Source organism: Streptomyces sp. YIM 121038, from assembly GCF_006088715.1.
Classification (GTDB): domain Bacteria; phylum Actinomycetota; class Actinomycetes; order Streptomycetales; family Streptomycetaceae; genus Streptomyces.
Window position 1 is genome coordinate 204,537 of record NZ_CP030771.1, and the last position, 19,166, is coordinate 223,702.

13 protein-coding genes are annotated in these 19,166 nt (G+C 72.4%); 10 read left to right on the forward strand and 3 right to left on the reverse strand.

The features are described 5' to 3' along the window. Positions 1–152: 152 nt before the first annotated feature. Both C9F11_RS00815 and C9F11_RS00820 read right to left on the reverse strand, forming a co-directional pair. Entirely contained in the window at positions 153–371 is a 219-nt protein-coding gene (locus C9F11_RS00815; protein WP_138957400.1) for an MbtH family protein, read from the reverse strand. A gap of 579 nt (positions 372–950) precedes the next feature. Further along, entirely contained in the window at positions 951–2,480 is a 1,530-nt protein-coding gene (locus C9F11_RS00820) for a hypothetical protein (protein ID WP_138957401.1), read from the reverse strand. Positions 2,481–2,776: 296 nt separating this feature from the next. Here C9F11_RS00820 and C9F11_RS00825 point away from each other — a divergent pair, with 296 nt between their 5' ends. The 3 genes from C9F11_RS00825 (at position 2,777) to C9F11_RS49885 (ending at position 6,482) form a co-directional block, all read left to right on the forward strand. After that, a complete protein-coding gene (locus C9F11_RS00825) occupies positions 2,777–4,519 on the forward strand; it encodes a CotH kinase family protein (RefSeq protein WP_138957402.1) in 1,743 nt (580 codons plus the stop codon). Further along, complete coding sequence (locus C9F11_RS00830) at positions 4,516–5,463, forward strand: hypothetical protein (protein ID WP_138957403.1); 948 nt, start codon at positions 4,516–4,518, stop codon at positions 5,461–5,463. Before C9F11_RS00825 ends, C9F11_RS00830 begins: the two co-directional genes overlap by 4 nt. A 266-nt stretch (positions 5,464–5,729) precedes the next feature. Further along, positions 5,730–6,482 (forward strand): ASCH domain-containing protein, encoded by a 753-nt coding sequence (locus C9F11_RS49885; RefSeq protein ID WP_212767780.1) that lies wholly within the window; start codon positions 5,730–5,732, stop codon positions 6,480–6,482. 250 nt (positions 6,483–6,732) lie between these two features. Here C9F11_RS49885 and C9F11_RS00840 read toward each other — a convergent pair whose 3' ends face one another. Continuing rightward, positions 6,733–9,693 (reverse strand): helix-turn-helix transcriptional regulator, encoded by a 2,961-nt coding sequence (locus C9F11_RS00840; RefSeq protein ID WP_138957404.1) that lies wholly within the window; start codon positions 9,691–9,693, stop codon positions 6,733–6,735. A gap of 335 nt (positions 9,694–10,028) precedes the next feature. Here C9F11_RS00840 and C9F11_RS00845 point away from each other — a divergent pair, with 335 nt between their 5' ends. Genes C9F11_RS00845 through C9F11_RS00875 form a run of 7 tightly spaced genes read left to right on the forward strand, consistent with a single transcriptional unit; the run spans position 10,029 to position 19,061 of the window. Continuing rightward, positions 10,029–11,651, forward strand: a complete 1,623-nt coding sequence (locus C9F11_RS00845) for a hypothetical protein (RefSeq protein ID WP_249401529.1) — start codon at positions 10,029–10,031, stop codon at positions 11,649–11,651. Further along, on the forward strand, positions 11,641–12,762 hold the full coding sequence (locus C9F11_RS00850) for a Gfo/Idh/MocA family oxidoreductase (RefSeq protein WP_138957406.1): 1,122 nt from the start codon (positions 11,641–11,643) through the stop codon (positions 12,760–12,762). The genes C9F11_RS00845 and C9F11_RS00850 overlap by 11 nt, the downstream gene beginning before the upstream one ends. Beyond that, on the forward strand, positions 12,759–14,069 hold the full coding sequence (locus C9F11_RS00855; RefSeq protein WP_138957407.1) for a radical SAM protein: 1,311 nt from the start codon (positions 12,759–12,761) through the stop codon (positions 14,067–14,069). Before C9F11_RS00850 ends, C9F11_RS00855 begins: the two co-directional genes overlap by 4 nt. A gap of 5 nt (positions 14,070–14,074) precedes the next feature. Further along, positions 14,075–15,196, forward strand: a complete 1,122-nt coding sequence (locus tag C9F11_RS00860) for a Gfo/Idh/MocA family oxidoreductase (protein WP_138957408.1) — start codon at positions 14,075–14,077, stop codon at positions 15,194–15,196. Then, the gene (locus tag C9F11_RS00865) at positions 15,193–16,134 is read left to right on the forward strand and encodes a methyltransferase (RefSeq protein WP_138957409.1); all 942 of its coding nucleotides are present in this window, start codon (positions 15,193–15,195) and stop codon (positions 16,132–16,134) included. The genes C9F11_RS00860 and C9F11_RS00865 overlap by 4 nt, the downstream gene beginning before the upstream one ends. Before the next feature lie 32 nt (positions 16,135–16,166). Continuing rightward, positions 16,167–17,879, forward strand: coding sequence for a serine hydrolase domain-containing protein (locus C9F11_RS00870; protein WP_249401530.1), 1,713 nt, complete (start codon positions 16,167–16,169; stop codon positions 17,877–17,879). A gap of 48 nt (positions 17,880–17,927) precedes the next feature. Next, positions 17,928–19,061 (forward strand): methyltransferase, encoded by a 1,134-nt coding sequence (locus C9F11_RS00875; protein ID WP_138957410.1) that lies wholly within the window; start codon positions 17,928–17,930, stop codon positions 19,059–19,061. Positions 19,062–19,166: the final 105 nt, after the last annotated feature.

The following is a 19,166-nucleotide window of genomic DNA, read 5'->3' on the forward strand; positions in this document are numbered from 1 at the left end:
GGGCGCCATTGCTGTGCAGACGCGGTTATGCGTACGCCCGATAGAGCGGGCGCATGAATACTCAACCAATCATTGAGCAATTGATTAAACGCAGGTGAAGGCGGCGACGGCAGCGACGGGAACCGCTACTGCCGCGCCGCGTCACACCGTGTTCAAGAACCCGCGGATTCCGTTTCCCGCACCAGGCTCAGCGGGCGCATATCGGCCCAGCTCTCCTCGACATGGGCGAGGCAGGCCTGGCGGGCGTCCGGCCCGAACTGCGCCTCCCAGCCCGCGGGGACCTCGATCGTCGCAGGCCAGAGCGAGTACTGGCCCTCATCGTTCACCAGGACCAGGTACTGGGCGTCATCGTCTTCAAATGGATTGCTCACACTGCACCTCTCGGCATGCACGGAGAGGGACGCGGGCGGGGACACACCTGCCCAAACACACAGCAAGCCGCGCCTGAACAGACGTCAGGCAGCGGTCATTTACTTCATGCCAGAGCGGCAAAATCCCCCGTAAGCGGCCGTTGCACACGATGGTGACGGCTCCGCACATCCCCCAAGTTCTGTTACTCAAGCGCCCGTTACAGGTCGCTCGACCAGCCTGCACTTCCCCCGTTCTCGGCGGCGATGATCACACTACGTGGGACGCGAATCAAGTTCAACCGTGACCGGCATCACGAAACACCGGGTACACATGGGCGAGTTAACCGGGAGAAGAGTGGGTACAGGAACCGTTAAATCCAGGAAATGCCAATTGACGGCTCACGGGCGACTGCGGTAGCGGGCCGCGCCGCGAAGCGCGTGCGCACCGACGACAAAGGCGGCCCGCACCGGATGACTTCCGGTGGGGCCGCCTCGTGTGCGGGCCTCAGTACCCGTCCCTCGCGTGCGGGCCTCAGTACCCGTCCCTCGTGTACGGGCGGGCCTCAGTACCCGTCCCTCGCGTGCGGGCTTCCGTGCTCGTCAGCGGACGTCGACGTAGTCCTCACGTCCGTGGTCCGCGTAGTGGGAGGCGTCCGTGTCGGTGTAGCGCATCTGCCAGGTGCCGTCCTGCCGCGCGGTGAACTTCTTGCTGAACGTGCCGTCGCCGAGCGTCTTGGTGCTGCCCAGCTCCTTCCACGCGGACCCGGCCGTCGCGGCCTTGAACCAGACGCGGACCTTCTGCCCGGCGTACGGCCGCCAGGTGGATCCCGACTTGCGCATCAGGCCTCCCTTGGCCGTGACCTTCGCCCCCTTGCGCACGCCCTCGGGCGTGACCCCGTCGTTCCACACCCGCGTGTACGCGCGTCCCAGCTTGGCGCTCGACCCGTCCACGTCGGCGTTGACGAGGCGGAGCCGCCAGTGCCCGCCCGCGTCGGCCTGCTGCGGCGAGGACGCCGTGAAGGAGGCGCCGTACGCGGCGTCGAAGGTGCCGGTGCTCGACCAGGCCCCTCCCTCCGGGCGGCGGTCGATGGAGACCTTCGCCGTGGCCCCCTTCGGATACGTCCCCCGGGTGACACCGAGCTTTCCGGTGAAGGTGACCTTGCGGTACTTGTCCACCTTGCCCTCGACGTTCGACAGCTTGCTCGTCCGCGGGGGCTCGGCCACCGTGAAGGTGTGCGGGGACGGCGGCGTGAACCAGTTCGACGCGGTCGGCCGGACGCTCACCTGCCCGCCCTGCTTGACCGTGTACCGCGTGGTGAAGCGGCCGTCCTCCCCGCTCCGCACGGTGCCGTCGGTGCCGACGTTCACCTCGGCGGCCAGGGGCTTCTCCGTGCCGTCGTCCGCGATGCGGGTGAGCTTGCCGCGGACCGGAATGTCACTGCCGTACGGTGCGGTGACCGTCCCGGCGGGCGTGTCCACCTTGAGCTTCAGCGCCTGCTGCTGGAAGGGCAGAGCGAGGGACTCGTACTGCTGGTCGAACATGTACTCGTACGTGGTGTCGGTGCTGCGCTCGTTGAAGTACGTGGTGGACGTGAACCGCCCCGTCTCGTCCGTCCACACCCAGCCCTCCCTGCGGGCCTCGCGGGCGCGGTAGTACATGCCCACCCCGGCGAACGGCTTCACCTCGTGGGTGGCGGGGTCCTCGGCCACCAGGGATCCGGAGACGTCGAGCACGGAGTGGTCGTAGGAGATCCGCGGGTGGCTGCTGCTGAGGGTCAGCTTGGGGTTGAGACCGTAGTTGAGGAATCCCGTCGACCGCTGTACGACCTCGTTCGGCCGTCCCTCCCTCGCCACGACGTCGATCACGTAGGCACCCATGGCGGGCAGGGTGACCGGCCCGGACCGGAAGGTGTCCTCGAAGCACTCGCTCGTGTCCGGGCAGGCCTCGGTGCCGTCGAGGCGGAGGCTGGCGAGGACCTTGGTGTCGTCGGGCGCGTGGATCTTGAGCGTGACGTCCCTCGGGTGGAAGCGCGAGGACAGGTGCTCGTAGAGGGCGTAGACCTTGCCGCCCTCCAGCAGGGTCTCCGTACGGCTGCGGGAGCCGCCGTCACCCGCGTGTGCCGCAGGCACGGCGACCAGTGTGGCAGCGCAGGCCACGAGGCTCGTGGCCAGCACCGCCGAGAACTTCTTCAAGGCTCCCCCAATGGGTGTTCCTGTTCGTGTCGCGGCTATGACCCGTGAGGCGGGCGGATGGTTGTGCGACCCCTGGGGCCTGCCGGCACCGCGCTGAGCTGGGCGGTTGACCGCGTGGTGAGCGAGCGCCTCGACGGCCGCCAGGTCGGTAAGGCCGGTTCTGCCGCTGGCGGTCATGTGGCGCCGGGCGTAGAGAAGGAAGCTCACCTTCTGGCACCCCCTGGGGAGACGCCGTGGACAGGACCATCGACAAGGCAACATTCCGGGACGCATTCAAGAACCGGTCCCTCGTGCCCGGTGACCTGCCGCCGGGCCCGGGTCGACGCCTCGCCGAGCAGGCCAACGCGACGGCGGGGCCCACCGACGCCGCGCTGCGCACGAAGGCCGAGTTCGGCACGTTGTTCGACCTGCTGGTCGCCGGGCAGCACGACGGGGAGGCCGCGGACGGGAAACTCGTACTCCGCGATCCGCAAGGGAAGTCCACCGAGGCCGGGAAGGCCGTGGACAGCTTCGTGGCGGCGGCGCGGGACAAAGCGGAGTTCTTCGCTCACGACCTGTATCAGGTCAAGGTGACCGGCTGGCCGCCCGGTGTCCTTACGGCGGACGAGGTGACGGTGGCACCGCCGGGTGCGCGGCTGACGCTCGCCCGCAGCGAGTCCCCCGGCGAACTGCTGCTCTCGACGCCCGCTTTCTCCCTGGTCAACAGCGGCAATATGACAGCGCGTGCGCCCAAGCGGTCCTGGAAGGTGGACTTCGAGGTCGGGGAGAGCGAGGACCGGCTGCACGGCATGGAACGAGTCAACCTCAAGGCGATGTACAACGACCCCTCGCAGATGCGCGAGGCCGTCGCGTGGCGGCTCCTGGAGCGCGCGGGGATACCCGCCTCGCAGCACACGTACGCGACGCTCTTCCTCAACGACCGCTACATGGGGCTGTTCTCCGTCATCGAGCAGGTCGACAAGAAGTTCCTCAAGGACCACTTCGGCAAGAACTCCGAAGGGAACCTCTACAAGGCGTACTGCGGTGACATCGGCTGCGCGACCCTGGAGCACCGCACCGGCACGGGCGGCTCGGACGGCGGTCACCAGTACTTCACCGCGGGCAGCCCGGCGGACGACAGGACGTACCGCCTCAAGACGAACGAGGACGATCCGGCCGCCAACACCTACGACGACCTCGCCGCCCTCGTCCGTACGGTCAACGGCGTCGAACTGCGCGGCAGCGAGGGCGCGTTCGCGTCCGACGCCTTCCGCTCGTCCGTCGAGGGAGTCCTGAACGTGCGGGCCTTCCTGCGCTGGGCGGGCGCCAACGTGCTCCTCGGCAGCTGGGACAACTACTTCGCGACGCCGTCGAACTACTACCTCTACAACTCGGGGCGGCTCGGCGACGCGCGGGGCTTCACGTCACGCCCGTACTTCACGTTCATCCCCTGGGACTACGACAACAGCTCAGGCGTCGACTTCTTCTCGACCCAGTGGCAGTACACGGATCTGCTCGACTGGCCCGCGATGACGCGCGGCTACTGCCGGATCACGCACGCCCCGCACGAGGTGTCACAGCTGCCGCTGTTCACCAACCTGCTGCGCCACCACGACTTCTGCCAGTACTACCTCGACCACCTGGAGTACCTGCTCGACACGGAGTTCGACCCCGGCCGTGTCGCCGCGCTGATCGGTGCGGAGGGCTCCGGGGGCGAGGGCCTGTGGCAGCGCATCGCGCCCTCGGCGTACCTCGAGTCGGCCAGCCCGCACGGACAGCCCTCCACCGGGCGGCAGTTCACCAACGACGAGGTGTACCGGGCCGCGTACCGCCAGTGGGAACTCAGCCGCGGCGCCCAGTTCACCTACGGGATCTACCACTACACACGGATGCGCTACGACAGCGCCCGACGTCAGCTCGCCGAACTCCGCAAGACCTACCCCAACGGCGCCAGCGGTGCCGTCTTCCCCGGCACCATGGAGGCCCTGCCGTCATGACCACCGCCAAGAAGCAGCCGAAGAACAACAAGGCCCCGGAGCTGCGCCTCGTCAAGGAGGCCAAGATCCGGGAACTGGTCGGCGACAGCGCGGGCGGCCGCCTCGAAGCGAGCGGCGTGCTCTACCGCGACGGCGTCTTCCTCGTCGTCTGCGACAACCTGACGTCCCTCATCAGGATCAGCAGCGAGCTGTCACCGAAGTCCCCGGAGAACGGCGTCCTGCCAGTGGCGGGCGGGCGCAAGGGCGCCGCGAGTTCCCAGCGCGGCAAGGGGACGGCGGCCGAGGGGTACGAGGATCTCGCTCACGACCCGGTCAAGGACCGCTACTTCACGCTCAGCGAAGCTGTTCCGGTCAAGCCCAAGGGTTTCCGCGCCCGCGTTCAGGAGCACGACAGCCGACTGCGGCCCCGGGGCTCGGCGTGGCTCGACTTCCTGCTGACGGACGCCAACAAGGGCATGGAGGGTCTGGAGTGGGTGGAGCGGAACGGGGTCGGGCACCTGCTCGCCCTGTGCGAGGGCAACCGCTGCACGGGCGGCAAGGAGGGTCGGCGGCCCGGCGGCGGCCGCATCCAGGTCTTCCGCCGCGGCACCGACCAGTGGGACCACACGGACACGGTACGGCTGCCCGCGTCCCTGCCCTTCGAGGACTACAGCGGCCTGTCCGTCCGCGACGGCCGCATCGCCGTCCTGTCGCAGGCCTCGTCCGCTCTCTGGGTGGGCCGCCTCGCCCCGAAGAAGTGGCAGGTCGACGAGGGCACGGTCTACCGCCTCCCCACGGACACCGAGGGGCACACCGTCTACGGCACCGCCGAAGGCGTCTCCTGGGTCTCGTCCGACCACGTGGTGGTGGTGTCGGACCGGGCGAAGAAGGGCGCGGCGAGCGACCCGTACCGCGCGAAGGACCAGTCGATCCACCTCTTCCTGGTCCCGGCGGCGACTGGGTAGGACCCGCCGGAGCGTCGCCGTTCCCGCCGTCGCTCTGACGCCATCCCACCAGAGGGGCCGAGCGCCCGGACCGGGCCGCGCCGCGTGCGCCGCGTCCGCCGCCAGTGCCGGGGCCACCTGGGGGGCCGGTCAAGGCGAGCCGCAATCCCGTGGAACCCATCTGCGCGGCGTGGAATGATCTTCGACGACCGCTGACGAAAGAGAAGGCTGGGAACGTGTACGTACCGTCATCTGCACGAGCTCTCGATGATGACGAGCGTGAGCTCGTGGAGCTGGCACGCCGCACCGTGGACGCGCATACCGACGCCGGGCCCGACGAGGACGGGATCCACACGATGGGCGCCGCGGTCATGGCCGCCGACTACCGGATGTTCGCCGGTGTGAACCTCTACCACTTCACCGGCGGGCCCTGCGCCGAACTCGTGGCTCTGGGAGCCGCACGAGCCCAGGGCGCCCGCCAGATGCGCTGCATCGTCGCCGTGGGAAACCACGGCCGCGGAGTCATCGGCCCGTGCGGGCGCGACCGGCAGGTCTTCGTGGACTACTACCCCACCATGCGCGTCATCGTACCCACGCCCGCGGGGCCCAGGTCGGTTCTCGCCGCCGACCTGATGCCGCTGACGCAGCGATGGACCCCGGAAGGCATGAACGGTCTCGACCCATCGGTCTACCAAGACCCCGAGACGGCCGGTCCCCCGATCATCCGGTTCAACCCCCGCTACCTCGACGACGTCCGCTCCGGCGCCAAGACCAAAACCACCCGCTTCCGGGACCCGGCCCAGCTCGGTCCGGCACGGCTGGTGTTCGAGAGCGACCCCGAAGTCGTCCTCCCGGCAGAGGTGACCGGCATCAGGCACTGCCTGCTCAGCGACCTCACCAACCAGGACGCCCAAGCCGAGGGACTCACGACCGCGACCGAACTCCGGGGAGTCCTCAAAGGCCACTACCCGGACCTGGCGGAAACCGACGAAGTCGACGTGATCACCTTCCAGATCAGCGACAGGACAGGGGCCGCTTGAACCGCGGAGGCACCAGTGAAGCGCTGGATTCCTCACGCCTTCGGCAGGCATCGCTGACCGGTGCCGGGCGCGGGAGATCCGCCGGCCCTTCAGCGGGGCCGGCGGCGCGGTGGCTCCCGGTCAGACGGTCGGGTGGAAGGTAGAAGGTTTCGTTCGCGACGGGAACTGGCCGATCTGGGCCGGCCATTGGATGACCCACGGCGCCTCCGCGCAGTGGGGCCCCGCCGGGCGGCCACCGCCGATGGCCCGGTCACCTTCCCTCGTCGAAGGCCATGCCCAGGAGCTGGGCCCGGGAGGCCACACCGAGCTTGGGGAAGGCCTTGTAGAGGTGGTAGCCGACGGTGCGGGGGCTGAGGAAGAGACGGGCGCCGATCTCTCCGTTGCTCAGGCCTTGGGCCGCCAGGCGTACGACCTGCTGTTCGCGCGCGGTGAGGGTGGGGTGGTCGGAGGTTCTGGCGGGGGCGGCCGCCTGGGCGGAGCGGTCGCCCGCCGCGGCCAGTTCCATACGGGCCAGCTGGGCCCAGGGCCGGGCACCGATCCGGCGTAACTGGATCTCGGCGAGGCGCAGTTGTTCGCGGGCGAGCTTGATGCGGCGGTCGCGGCGCAGGCGTTCGCCGTACAGGAGGCGGGTGCGGCCCGTCTCGAAGGGTGAGGTGTCGGCCTTGTCGAGGGCGGCGGTGAACAGCTCCTCGGCGCGGTCGCCCTGGGCGAGCAGGGCCTGGCAGCGCAGCCGGGCCGCGAGCAGGTGCGGTCCGTCGTGCGCCTGTGGGCCGCCCAGGCGGCGCATCGCCTTCTCCGCGCGCTGGTGCTGGCCCGCCCGGGTGGTGGCCTCCACGTAGTCGGGCAGGACCAGGCGGCGCAGCATGAAGTGTTCGGCCGAGCCGCCCGGCGCACAGACCTCACCGAGGACCTGCGCGGCGTGTGCGGGGCGGCGCTCGGCCAGGCCGTTGAGGCCGAGCGCCCAGTGGGCGAGCGTGACCGCGCTGGCGATGCGGCGCGGCACGGCGACGTCGAGGGACTCCCGGGCCAGGCGCAGGCAGCGGGCGCTGTCGCCCTGGGCTGCGGCCATCCAGGCGAGCATGGCGCGCAGATGGCTCGCGGCGCCGAGCTGGCCGGTCTCCCGCGCGAGGGTGAGCGCCTCGCTGCCGTTGGCGGTGGCGTCGGGCCAGGGCCCGGTCACCAGTTGGAGGGCGACGAGCGGGGCCAGGGACATGGGCAGGGCGCCGATCGCGCCGTGGCGGCGCAGGGTGTCCACGGCCCGCTCCAGGTCGTCGCGCCAGGGCAGGGTGGCGTTCAGGAGGTGGGGCAGGAACGTCGGAGGCCATACCCAGGGGTGGGGGTCGTCGGGGTCGAGCCAGGTCTCGGGGATGCGGGCGCCGCGTACGTCAGCGCCACCGCCGCCGTCACCGTCACCGCCGTCGCCGTCACCGCCACAGCCACCGTCGCCGTCACCGCCGTCACCGCCGTCACCGCCACAGCCGCCGTCACCATCACCGCCGCCGTCACCGCCGTCACCGCCACAGCCGTCACCGTCCGCACTCGCGGGCGTGGGCGCGGTGGTGGAATCGGCGGCGAGACCGCTGAGGTAGCGCAGGTGGCAGCCGAAGGCGTCGCGGGCACCGCGTGCCGCGGCGGCCTCCGCCCCTGCCGCCTCCGCCGCGGCCGTCGTGCCCGCCACAGCCGTCGTGTCCGCCGCGGCCAGCTCGTCCAGGACGCCCGCGATGTGCGCCAGGCGCCCGGGATCGTCCGCGACCCACGCCGAGCGGGCGGCCATGGCCAGGGACTCGCGGGCGAGGTGCGGGTCGGTGTCCTGGACCAGCGCGGCGCCTTCGAGGAGGGTCGCGCAGGCCCTTGACGGGTCGCTGGAGGCGTGCGCGATGGCGCCTCGCACCTGCATGAGGCGGGCGCGCAGGGCGGGTTGGTCGGCCAGCGGCTCGGCCTCGGTGAGCAGGGCGTGGGCCTGGCCGGCCTCGGCGGCGGTCCAGGCGCAGTCGGCGGCGTCGATCAGCAGACGGGCCCGCAGGCCGTTGGACGGCGCCAGGTCGGCGGCGCGGCGCAGCGCCTTGGTTGCGGTGGCGACGCCGCCGCTGCCCCGCACCCGGTCGGCGAGTTCGGCGAGGAGGTGGCAGACCTGTGCGTCGGGGCCCATCGCGGCCGCGGCCCGGTGCCAGACGTGGCGGTCGTCGCCGGGGTCGAGGGCCTCGGCCAGGGCGATGTGGGCGGCGCGGCGGCCGCTGAGGGGGGTGCCCTGGTAGAAGGCGGAGCGGACCAGGGGGTGGCGGAAGCGCAGGCGCTGCTGGTCGAGGTCGAGCAGTCCGGCGCTCTCCGCGGCGCCCAGTTCGTCCATGGCCCGGTCGGTGTCCTCGGCGGCGCGCAGGACGACGGCCAGGTCACCGTCGCCCTCGGTCGCGGCGAGGACGAGGGCGTTGCCGGGGCGGGTGAGGAGGCCGTTGACGCGGTGCCGGTAGAGGCGCTGCAGGCGTTCGGTGAGCGGGAGCTCCTCGGGCAGGACCGCGGCGCCGTCGAGCTGGGGGCGGCTGAGGGCACGCGGCAGCTCCGCCAGGGCGAGGGGGTTGCCGTCGGCCTCGCGCAGGAGCCGGTCGCGGATGGCGGGGGCGGCTTCCGGCAGGTGGTGGGTGAGCAGGGCGCGGGCGGCGGCCGTGTCCAGGGGGCCCACGCGCAGTTCGGGCAGGCCCGGCGCGGAAAAGGGGCGGGAGCCTTCGCGTACGGCGAAGACGATCCCCACGGCCTCCTCGCCCAGGCGGCGGGCGACGAACAACAGGGCGTCCGTGGAAGAGGTGTCGAGCCATTGGGCGTCGTCGATCAGGAGGAGCACCGGGCCGCTCTGGGAGGCCTCGGACAGGAGGGTCAGCGCGGCGAGGGCGACCAGGAACCGGTCGGCGGGGGCGCTCTGGAGGCCGAAGGCCGCACGCAGGGCGGCACCCTGGGGCGGCGGAAGCCGGTCCACGTCGGGGAGCAGGGGCAACAGGAGCTGGTGCAGGGCGGCGAAGGAGAGCTCGGTCTCGCTCTCGACGCCGATCGCGGTCAGTACCGTCGCCTCCGGCTTCAAGGCGTGCCGCAGGTGCTGCAGCAGCGCGCTCTTGCCGATCCCGGCCGGCCCGCGTACGACGAGGGACCCGCTGTGCCCCTCGGTCAACGCGGTGGCGACGCGCGCAAGTTCGTGCTGTTCCCGCTCCCGACCCACGAACATCCCAGATTGCCCTCCGCTGTGACCGCCCCCGTCGACTGATGCATTGACTGATGCACCTCGGTCTATCCCGCCCCGCGTGACGGATGGCCGGAGGTTTATGCCGCCATGTTGCAGAATTCCTGCCCCCTGCGCCGCCCGGAGAGGCTCGTCGTCCGACAGATGCCCGGGCGCCCCCTCCCGGCGGAGAGTGGCTGCCGAGGCCGGGCGCCGGTGCTCTGCACGGAGCAACGGCGGGGCCACACAAGGCTGTTCTCACAAGGAATGCACGCCTGGGCATGGGTGGACAAATGTCGGTATCTGAAATCGGTTCGAATCACGTTCAACAGGAGGAGGAGGTGTCGCAGTGCGGGCCGTCGGGCCCGTTCGAAGTCGTGGACGGCTGTCTTGATCCCGTCGCCGTCCTGGCGGCGGTGCGCACGGTCATCGCCGGTCAGACCTGGCCCAGGGAACCGGCCCGGCTGTACGAGGAGGGGCCCGGCCGGTGCGCGGTGCGCGTGGAGGGCACCGTCCTGACGGTGCGCAGCGCTCCCCTGCCCGCCGGACCGCCGGGAACGCTCGACGCCGTGGCGTCCGCGGCGGGCGGGCACCGGGTGCTCGTGTCGGCGTCCGGGCCGCTGCCGCCGCGCGCCCAGTCGGTGTTCGCGGCGCTCGTGGAGGAGCTGGGGCGGGGCGCGCGGTGCTACACGCAGGCCGAGGCCGACTCGATCGTGGCGGCGATGCCGCTGCTCGGCCGCTACGACGCTCCCGAGCCCGCCTTCGCCGACTGGGCGTTGATCTTCCGCGACCACTACGTGGAGAACAGCGTGGGCCTGCTGCTCGCCATGGAGCGGGCCGGGATCGCCCCCGAGTGGATCTACGCCCTGTCCAAGGGCGACCGCACGCTGCACCGGGACCGGGTGCACGCGTGGTTCCTGCACCGCGGCTACGCCAGCGACGTCCTGGACAACTCGGTGATCAACGGGACGGCGGACGAGGCCGCCCGGGCCGAGGCGCTGGCCGTCGACGCCCGCGTGGAAGACTTCATCCGCCGGGCGCACGCCGTCGGCCGCAAGGTCCTCGTCATCGACGACGGCGGGCTCCTCGCCCAGGGCCGGGGCAGCGACAACGGTCTCGTCGAGCCGGTGGACGCGGCCATCGAACTGACCGTCAGCGGTCTCAAGCGCATCCACGACGCGCCGGGGCGACTGGCCGTGCCCGTCCTGAACATGGCCCGCTCGCAGCTCAAGTCGCGCCTCGGCTACAACGAGATCGCCGACTCCTGCGTGCGCCGGCTGCGCGCGATCGTGCCCGGGGAGAAGTTCATCGGCCGCCATGTGCTGGTCCTCGGCTACGGCACGCTCGGCAACCGCGTGGCGCACGCCCTGCGCGCGCTCGGCTGTCGCGTCCACGTCGTGGATACCGACATCCTGGCGCTCATCACGGCAGCCGAGGACGGTTTCGAGACGCACCGCACCATCGCCGAGGCGCTCACCGAACACCGTCCCTTCCTCGTCATCGGCAGCAGCGGCGGCACGGCCGTCACCGAGCGGGACGTCCCGCTGCTCGCCGACGGCACGCTCCTCGCCGGCTTCGCGACCAAGGACTTCAGCGTGCTCAGCGAGGGCCGCTGCGGCGCGACGTCGACGCCCGTCCCCTACGTGGGCGTACGTCACCACCTGCCGCACGGCGCGACGGTCACGCTCCTCGGCGACGGCCGCTCGCTCAACCTGTACGAGTACGAGGGCATCGCCAACCGCGGGTACGACGCCTACCGGGCCGGAACCCTGCTCGCGGCCAAGCGCCTGTGCCGGGACGTGGACTCCTTCACCCCGGGGGTGCACCTCGACGTCGTCGACGAACTGATCGACGAGGCCGGTCTCTTCCCCGCGTACTACGACTGCTACCTGCGCGAAGGGCGGCCCGCGGGCGCCGGGCCGGGCGACACCGCGACGCCGGAGGGAGACGCGTATGTCCGGTAGGACGCATGTGTGCGTCGTCGGCTACGGCGTCGCGGGACAACTGCACCACCGGCTGCTCAGCGGGCTCGGCGTGCGCGTCTCGGTCGTCGACCCGGCCGCCCACCGCCTCTCGCCCTCCCTGCCCGCCTTCACCCGGATCGAGGACGTGCCGCGCCGGACGCCGGTCGACGTCTGGTCGGTGTGCACGCCCACCGCCGCGCACGTGGAGACGGTCGCCGCCGTCCTGGACCGGGACCCGCGCGCCCGCCTCCTCGTCGAGAAGCCGGTGTGCCGCTCCTGGGAGGCCGCCGACCTGGCCGCGCTGCTCGCCAAGTACGACGAGAGCCGCCTGGTCGTCATGAACCAGTACGCGCACGCCGCCGCGCCCGGCATCCTCAAGGCCGCGCGCAAGGAGTGGGCGCCGGGCCACCCGATCGACGCGGTGCGGATCGCCTTCGGCAAGGACCGGCGCGCGGACATCGCCTCGGGCCGCTTCGTCGACCGCGACTACGGCGTGTTCGGCTACGAGTGGCTGCACATGCTCGCCCTGCTCGGCACGGTCCTGCCGCCCGGCGTGCACGACCGCTACCTGGCGACCGACCCCGGCGCCCACGACCTCGGGGTCGCCCACGACCCGGAGCTGACGAGCGTCGCGGCCCACGACAGGACCCGCCCGCAGGACGGGCCGGCCGTGGAGCTGTACTCGACCATCGTCGGCCCGCAGGCGGGGCCCGGCTGCCCCGTGCCCGGCTGGTGCCCGCGGACGCCCCCGGGTGCCGAGAGCAGGCAGCGCCTCGTACGGGTCGACGCCGGTCCGGTGTCCTTCAGCCTCGAACTGGACCCAGTCGGCCTGCCCGGCGGCACTCCCCTGCCGCGCAACATGCACCGCCTGACCATGCGCCGGGCCGAGGGCGCCCGCGAGTGGCTCATCCACGACTCGCCCATGGAGAACGCCCTGCGCTGGGCCCTGTCCACGCTCTTCGCCCCGGGCGCGCACCCCGCGCCCGACCTGCGTGGCATCACCCGCATCAGCCGGCTCGCGGCCCGAGCGCGCGCCCAGGAACAGCTGCCCGTCGGCGCGCCGGCACCGGCGGCACCCCGAATCCCCACCGTGGAAGTGAAGCCGTCATGAGCAGCGTCTGCCTCGTCATCCCCAGCAACCCCTTCGACCGGTACTTCATCCAACTCCCCCTGGACGCGGTGACCGCCGCCGGTCAACTGCGGGCCGCGGGCCACTCCGTGACCATCTGGGACCAGCGCCTCCAGGACGCCCCGGCCGACGCGGGCCCGTTCGACGTCATGGTCGTCTACAGCGCCATCGCGGACCGGGCCCAGTGCTACCCCTTGGACCTCGGCCCGGTGCGGGCGGCCGTGGAGCGGGCCGTCGCCCGCTTCCCCACGGCCCGTACGGTCGCGGTCGGCCCGCACGGCACCCAGCTGCCCGAGTCCACCCGCGCCGACCTGGCCGTGGACCACGTGGCCGTCGGCGAGACCGACTCGGCGACCGTCGGCGCCGTCGCCGACCTGCTCGCGGGCGTCGAGGACCGGATCCTGTGCGACCGGAGCACGCCGCACAACCTGCTCGACTCCCCGGCCCCGCGCCCGAAGCCCTACCCGGCCGTCCCGCTGGACTCCTTCGCCTTCCCCGCCTTCGACCTGGTGCCCACCGCCGACTACACCGCCGAGGTCATCTCCGGCGGCCTGCCGCTGCCCGGCCCGTGCGGAATGGTCCTGGCCGCCCGTGGCTGCACGTACGGCTGCACCTACTGCCACCTGCCGTTCGGCACCCGCATGCGCACCCAGCCCCTGGACCGGGTGGTCGCGGAGATCGACGCCCAGCAGGAAGCCGGCCTCAAGTTCGTGTTCTTCCTGGACTACGTGTTCGGCATCAACCGCACCTTCTACGGCGACCTGTGCCAACGCCTCGAAGGCCGCGACCTGGGCTGGGTGGGACAGACCCGGGCGGAGATGGTGCTCAAGAGCGATGTGACGCAGTGGGCGCGGGCGGGCTGCCAGGGCATGTGGCTGGGCGCCGAGTCGCCCGCGGTCGCCGACACCGGCGTGCACAAGCGGGTCACCGAGGAGCAGATCAAGCAGGCCGTCCTGAAGCTGCGCGACGCGGGCATCGTGCCGTTCGCGTTCGTCCTGATGGGTCTGCCGGGCGACGAGGCGTGCATCTCGGGCCGCCTCGTCGACTGGGCCGCCGACCTGCCCGCCTGGTTCGGCATCAACCAGCTCTTCCTGCGGCCCGGCACCACGCTGTACGACCAGCTCGCGCCCGCCCACAACGGCGGCCGGACACCGACGACCTGGCGCGAGGTGGAAGAGGTCACCCGGCACTACCGCGCCACCTACCCGACCGACCTGGACGCCCAGCAGCAGCGCCTGACCGAGCTGCCGAACTTCCTGGGCAACTCCATCGTCCCGACGGCGGGGTGAAGGACATGCTCCGCTTCGGCATCATCGGCTGCGGTGTGCTCGGCTCGTTCCTGGGCCGACTGCTCACCCACGAGCGGGAGGGCCTGCCCGGCGCCGCCCGCCTGATGGCGGTGGCCGGTCGTGACCCGCAGCGCACCAAGGACACGGCCGCGGCCCTGCGCTGTGATCCGCTGACCGTCACCGACCTCCTGGACAGGCCCGACATCGACGCCGTGGTGGTCTGCACGCCGAGCGGCACGCACGCCGACGTGGGCGTACGGGCCCTGCACGCGGGCAAGCACGTCCTCGTGGAGAAGCCGGTCGACGTCACGCTCGACGCCGCCGACCGGCTGCTCGACGCGGCACGGGACAGCGGCCTGACCCTGGGGGTCGTCTCCCAGCACCGCTTCGACCCGGCCGTCCGCCTCGTCAAGTCCGCCGTGGACGAGGGCCGGTTCGGGAAGCTGACCTCCCTCGTCGTCGAGCTGCCGTGGTGGCGCGAGCAGTCGTACTACGCCTCCGGCTCCTGGCGCGGCACCCCGGACCTGGACGGCGGCGGCGCCCTGATGAACCAGGCGGTGCACCTGGTGGACCTGGCTCAGCACCTGGCAGGACCGGTCGCGGAGGTCGCCGCGCACACCGGCCTCCTCGCCCACCACGACATCGATGTCGAGGACGTGGCGAGCGCCAGCCTGCGCTTCGCCGGGGGCGCCCTGGGGGTGCTGCTCGCCACCACGGCCGCCTATCCGGGGCGCACCTCGCGCCTCGCGGTGCACGGGGACCGCGGCAGCGCGGTCATCGACAACGACGAGCTGGTCTACTTCCACGCGGCCCGCGAGGGCGAACGGGCCGCCGCCTACGGCGCGTTCGGGGCGGGCAACCAGGTCGCCGACGTCCTGCCGCCGCGGCGGGCCGAGCCGCCGCGCGACCGGGCCGGGCTGCTCTACCAGCCGCACCGCGACCAGCTCGCCGACTTCTGCGCCGCCGTGCGCGAGGGCCGTCCGCCGCTGGCCGACGGGGACGGCGCCCGCCGTGCCCTGGAGGTGGTCACGGCCGTCTACGCCTCGGCCCGCGCGGGAGCCCCCGTACGCACCGGGCGCCCCGCCCCGCCCAGCAGTTCACCCGCCCCCGAAGGGACCTCGCCGTGACCGAGACCGCCGCCTCCGCCCCGCCCGCCTCCCGCTCGGCCCGGACCGTCGAGCGGCCCGCCACCGACGCCGAGCGCAAGGCCGCGCTCGCCGGGCTCTTCGACCGCAGCGCCCCCACCTACGAGCGGGTCGGCGTCAACCACTTCGCCGACCTCGGCCAACGACTCGTCGCCCTCGCGGACGTGCTGCCCGGCGACCGGCTCCTCGACATCGGCTGCGGCACCGGCGCCGTCCTCGTCCCCGCGGCCCGGGCCACCGGCAGCACCGGCAGCGCGGTCGGCGTCGACCTGTCGGCGGGCATGGTCGCGCGCTCCCGTGCGGCGCTGCGCGAGGCGGACCTCAAGCACGCCCACGCCGTGGTCGCGGACGCCGAGACGATCGACTGGAGCCCCCAGGAAGGCGTGGCCCCGCCCGCGAACGGCTCGCTGGACGTCGTCTTCGCCGGCATCTCCCTGTTCTTCCTGCCCCATCCGCGCCAAGCCGTGGCCCGCTACCGGGAGTTGCTCGGTCCCGGCGGTCGGCTCGCCCTGTCCTGGTGGGGGCGGCCCGACCCCCGCTGGGATCCGGTCTTCGCGGCCAGCGCTCCCTACGGGCGCGGCGGTTCCTCGCACGCCCTGCCCGAGGACAGCCCCTTCCGTTCCGTGGAGGCGCTGCACGCGGTGCTGGAGGAGGCCGGTTACGCCACGGCGGAGACCGTCGAGCAGTCGTGCGTGACCCGCTTCCGGGGGGCGCACCAGTGGTGGGACTGGGTCTGGTCCACCGCCGGGCGGATGTTCTGGGAGGGCGTGCCCGCGGAGTCGCGCGAGCGGGCCGAGGCGGCGGTCAACGCCGAGCTCGACCGGCTGCGGGCCCCCGACGGAAGCCTCACCACCACCTCGACGGTGCGCTTCACCGTCGCGCGGGCGCAGCGGGCGCCGGACACGGGGGCGATGCGGTGACGGGGGTCGGTGCGGTGACCGGGATCGGGGACGTGACCGGTGTCAGTGACGTGGCCGGTGACGTGGCCGGTGTCGGTGACGTGATGCGGGCCGACGCCGCGCCGCGGGCTCAAGGGGCGCCTGCGGCAGACGCGCCGAGCCCGCTCTTCTCCGCGCGGTGGCTCCGACGCGCCGCCGACCTGACGGCCGCCGAACCGCTGGACGAGGGCTCGGCGGTGCGCCTCGGCCTCTGTCTGACGGACGCTCCCGCCGAAACCGCCGAGCGCGTCCTCGTTCAGGCCGATCTGTCCACCGGGCAGCTGCGGTTCAGCAGCGGGGACTGGGGCGAGCGGCCCGCTCTGGTGCTCACGCTGAGCGTCGCGGACGCCGCCGTGTTCCTCTTCGGCGACGGGGTGCGGCGGGTGCGGCTCTTCGAACGGGACGGGGTGCGTCTGGAGGGTGTGTTCCTGTTCGTCTTCTTCCTGGACCGGATGCTCCAGCAGGACCGGGCGGGCGTCCTGGCGCGGCTGCGCGCGGTGACCGCGGACCTGCCCCCGGCCGGGGATCCCACACCGCACGGCCGCCGCCCGCGCCCGGCGCCGGGCCGAGCCGCGACCGTGGAGCGGGAGTACGAGGAGGAGCACGAGGAAGAGGCCCGCCGCCGGGCCGAGGAGATCCTGCCGGGCACCCTGGCCGTCCTGCGCGCGGAGCTCGGCCGCAGCACACCGGGTGCCCAGCTCGCCGTCGTCCACCGCGCGTCGGGCACCCGCCTGTCGGTGGCCCTCGGCGACTGCCGCCCCGGTGTCCCCTTCACCCGCGCCGCCCTGCCCATCTGGTACTGCTGCTCCAAGTCGGTGGGTGCCGCGGCGGTGGGGCAGCTGTGGGAGCGGGGCCTGCTCGATCCGCTGGCGCCCGTCTCCGCGTACCTGCCGTGGTTCACCGGCGACGGCAGGGAGAGCGTCACGCTGTACCAGCTCCTCACCCACACCTCGGCCGTGCCCATGGGCCTCGATCCGCTGCACGGCACCATGGCCGCTCCCCTCGCCCTGCGCCGGGAACGGCTGCGCACGATGACGGTGCCGCCCGACGCCCGGCCGGGCACCCGGATCGCGTACGCGCCGTGGTGGGCGTGGTTCCTGATCGCCGAGGTGGTCCGGACGCTCGACGGGCGCGACTACGAGCGCTACCTCGCCGAGGAGGTCCTCGCACCCTGCGGCATGGACGCCACCCGAGTCGTGCTCAGCCCGCCGGAGTACCGCGAGCTGGCCGACCGGCTGCCGCTCATCCACCTCGCGGGCGGCGGCGCCCCCATCCAGCCCACGCACTGGTACGCCACCGAGGCGTCCTGCACCCGCCCCATCCCGGGCCTCAACATCCGCGGCCCGATGTCCGATCTGGCGCTGTTCTTCGAGGCCTTGATGGACGGCGGACAGGGCCGGGCGGGTCGCGTGCTGCGGCCCCAGACGGTGATGGCGCTCACCGCGCGCCACCGGGTGGGTCTGGTCGACGCCTTCGGCAACGCGGACTGGGGCCTCGGCTTCCGCAACGAGTCCCACCATCTGGGCGAGATCTGCACGGCCTTCAGCCGCCATGCCTCGCTGCGCGCCTTCGGCCACTACGGCCTGTGGACCTCCTCGGCCTTCGCGGACCCCGACGCCGGGCTCGTCGTGGCGCTGCACCTCAACGGCAAGACATGGCAGGAGGAACACCAGACACGCATGATCGCGATCGGTGACGCCCTCTACCGGGACCTGGGCCTGACGTAGACCACCGGTTCACCCCTTCGACACGCCTTCCCTTGAACGGAGTTCCGCATGACCGACCCCACCACGCCCGGGCCCACCACCCCCGACCCCGCCGGGCCCGATTCTCCGCACGCCATCATCGATCTCGCCGTAGCGTTCTGGAAGTCCAAGGTCCTGCTGAGCGCCGTGGAGCTGAAGGTCTTCGCCGCCCTGGCCGAACACCCTTCGACGGGCCAGGAGTTGTCCGCCCGTCTCGGCATCACCGGGCGCGGCGGCGCCGACTTCCTCGACGCCTTGGTCTCGATGGGCCTGCTGGAGCGGCGGGACGGCGTGTACCACAACTCCCCGCTCGCCGACCGGCACCTGGACCCGGCCAAGCCCGCCACCGACATCTCGGGCTACCTGGAGTTCCTCAACGCGGGCTTCCCGTGCTGGGCCGGTCTCACGGAGGGGCTGCGGACGGGCGGGCGGCTCGACTTCACCCGCGCCCTGGCCGCGTCCGGCAACTCCGAGGGTTCCGGTGAGGCGGCGCCGACCGAGCCCGCCCTCGTCGAGGCCGACGCCGACAGCGACACCTTCGGCGAGGCCTTCGCCGCGCCGGACCAGGTCACCGGCTTCCTCCGGGCGATGACCGGCTACAGCATGGGCGCCAACCACGCGCTCGCCGAGACCCACGACTGGCGGAACGTGCGCACGGTCGTGGACGTGGGCTGCGCCGAGGGGTCCCTCCTGGCCCAGATCCTCACCCGGCACGAGCACGTCGAGGGCATCGGCTTCGACCTTCCCGTGGTCGAGGAGGGGTTCACGGCGCACACCAAGCAGCTGGGCATCGCCGACCGGGTGCGCTTCGAGGGCGGCGACTTCTTCACCGGCCCGCTGCCCACGGCCGACGTCCTCGTGATGGGACACGTCCTGCACGACTGGGACCTGGGCATCAAGAAGATGCTGATCCGCAAGGCGTACGAGGCACTCCCCGAGGGCGGTTCGCTGCTCATCTACGAGTCCCTCATCGACGACGACCGCAGGGACCGCACCACCGGCCTGCTGATCAGCCTGAACGTGTCGCTGGTCTCCGCCGGGGGCCTGGGCTACACGGGGGCCGACTGCCGGTCCTGGCTGGAGGAGGCCGGTTTCACCGCGACCTCCGTACGCCATCTCGACGGCCCGGAGTACCTCGTCGTCGGCACCAAGACCGCCACGTGACGAACAGGTCGCGGAGCACACGGCACGCAGCCGGTTGACCGAAGAAGCGGCGGGGCGGCGGGGGTCGGGCCGGGCACTGACCGGTTCCACGCCCGCCGCCCGCCG

What these genes read in the sequence shown, in the direction of transcription:
- C9F11_RS00860 (WP_138957408.1), top strand. Translation starts at nt 14,075, where the DNA reads ATGCTCCGCTTCGGCATCATCGGCTGCGGTGTGCTCGGCTCGTTCCTG.
- C9F11_RS00840 (WP_138957404.1), bottom strand. Translation starts at nt 9,693, where the DNA reads ATGTTCGTGGGTCGGGAGCGGGAACAGCACGAACTTGCGCGCGTCGCC.
- C9F11_RS00850 (WP_138957406.1), top strand. Translation starts at nt 11,641, where the DNA reads ATGTCCGGTAGGACGCATGTGTGCGTCGTCGGCTACGGCGTCGCGGGA.
- C9F11_RS00855 (WP_138957407.1), top strand. Translation starts at nt 12,759, where the DNA reads ATGAGCAGCGTCTGCCTCGTCATCCCCAGCAACCCCTTCGACCGGTAC.
- C9F11_RS00875 (WP_138957410.1), top strand. Translation starts at nt 17,928, where the DNA reads ATGACCGACCCCACCACGCCCGGGCCCACCACCCCCGACCCCGCCGGG.
- C9F11_RS00830 (WP_138957403.1), top strand. Translation starts at nt 4,516, where the DNA reads ATGACCACCGCCAAGAAGCAGCCGAAGAACAACAAGGCCCCGGAGCTG.